The organism is Eggerthella sp. (assembly GCF_048329335.1).
GTDB lineage: Bacteria > Actinomycetota > Coriobacteriia > Coriobacteriales > Eggerthellaceae > Eggerthella > Eggerthella lenta.
On sequence record NZ_DBFEGU010000397.1, the window covers coordinates 1 to 1,874 of the forward strand.

The window sequence follows — 1,874 nt, forward strand, 5'->3', positions numbered from 1 at the left end:
CCGGAGGAGCGCGCCATGAAACCTTACTACGAAGGCTGGTACATGAAACAGCAGCAAGGCGAAGACGTGCTGGCCGTGATACCGGGGCGCGCGCAGGACTCCGCATTCATCCAGGTGGTCTCCAACCGCGGCTCGCGCTTCTTGCCGTACCCCCTGGAGGCGTTCGACCGCACCGACGGCAGCATGCGAATCGGCGACAGCTTGTTCACGCCGTACGGAATGCAGCTGCGCATCGACGAACCGGATTTCGAGTTGGTAGGAAGCGTTCGCTACGATCATCTGCTGCCGCTGCGCTCGGACATCATGGGGCCGTTCGCCTACGTGCCCATGGAAACGAAGCATACCGTGTTCAGCATGCGGCACCAGGTGACCGGATCGATCCGCCTCAACGGTGACGCGCTAGATATTCGCAACGGCATCGGCTATATGGAAGGCGACCGCGGCCACACGTTTCCCCGCAGCTATTTCTGGATGCAGTGCCTCGACGTTCGACAAGACGCCTCCGTCATGCTGGCCATCGCCGAAATACCGCTGGGTCCGATCCGCTTCACCGGCTGTATCGGCATAGTCGCGCTCGGCGAGACGGAATACCGCTTCGCCACGTACCGGGGCGTGCGCATCGTGGAGCATACGCCCACGATGGCGGAAGTGCGGCAGGGCGATATGAGCCTGCGGGTGGAGGTGCTTGACGATCGCGGGCACAAGCTGCAAGCACCCGCCCAGGGTCTGATGGATCGCACGATTCACGAAAGCCCTTCCGTACCCGCGCGTATCCGCTTCGTCAAGGGCGGCGAACCTCTTTTGGACGAGATGGAGTCCCAAACAAGCTACGAATTCGTTTCCCCCGCTTCGGCGTAGGGACCGGACGCCCCCTTTGCGTGCCTCGCGGAGCCGATCCCCGCCGCGTTCGCCCGCACGACGCTGGTATACTGGGCGTATCGAGCAACCTTCGCGAGAGAGGATGCACCATGCTGTACGACAATATTATGATCCCCTACGACGGATCGGCTTCGTCCAAAGCAGCCCTTGCGGAAGCGGTGCGGTTCGCGAAGGACGACCCCGGACTGACCCTTCGCATCGTCCAGATCATTGACACCGATCAGCTTGCCATCGACAAGCTGGAAGCCGAAGGGCGCGACGAACAGACCGTCGCCTCGTCGGCGATGCTTCAGAAAACCTACGAGGAGGTCACCGAGGAAGCCAGCAAGGCGCTGCATCGCGAAATAGACCCGCTGCTGAGCGGCCTCATGAACAAAGTGTACATCGAGCTTTTGCAGGAAACGCAGCCGGGCGGGCAAATCGTGACGTACGCCATCGACAACTTGTGCGACCTCATCGTCATGGGCTCGCGGGGTCTGGGCGCGTTGCGCGGCATTTTGGGCAGCGTCAGCAGCTACGTGCTGCGCAACGCCGACGTTCCGGTGCTCATCGTCAAGGAAGGCACGAACGAGTAGGACGAGCTGTCATCCCGAGCGAGCGGCGCCCAGGGGCTGTTGATGGTTTCTTGACATTCTCGTGCTATGCTCCTCCGTATATGCGCGGCAAGACGAATGCGGAGGAGCGAGAAGAACGTGAGCGAACAGAAAGCGGCCATCGAGCGGAACGGCGAGGCCACGCTGCTGGTGGTCGACGACGAGCCGGAAATCGTCGCGCTTTTGGACGAGTACTTCACGGGTTTAGGCTACCGCGTGCTCACCGCCGAAGACGGGGCAACCGCGCTCAAACGCGCCGAACAGAGCCCCGACCTCATCGTGCTGGACGTGGGCATGCCGCTTATGGACGGCTACGCCGTGTGCCGCCGCCTACGCGAGCATCTCACCTGCCCTATCCTGTTTCTCACCGCACGCGTCGAGGACGTCGACGCGCTGGAGGGC

General features: G+C 62.3%; 3 protein-coding genes. All 3 read left to right on the plus strand.

The annotated features are described in order from the left end of the window. A partial coding sequence (locus tag ACMO6A_RS12395; RefSeq protein ID WP_418471343.1) for a hypothetical protein occupies positions 1-858 on the plus strand: 858 nt, incomplete at its 5' end. A 110-nt stretch (positions 859-968) separates the two neighbouring features. Continuing rightward, complete coding sequence (locus ACMO6A_RS12400; protein ID WP_009305365.1) at positions 969-1,454, plus strand: universal stress protein; 486 nt, start codon at positions 969-971, stop codon at positions 1,452-1,454. A gap of 117 nt (positions 1,455-1,571) precedes the next feature. Next, positions 1,572-1,874, plus strand: a 303-nt coding sequence (locus ACMO6A_RS12405; protein WP_418471344.1) for a response regulator, incomplete at its 3' end; no start/stop codon positions are given.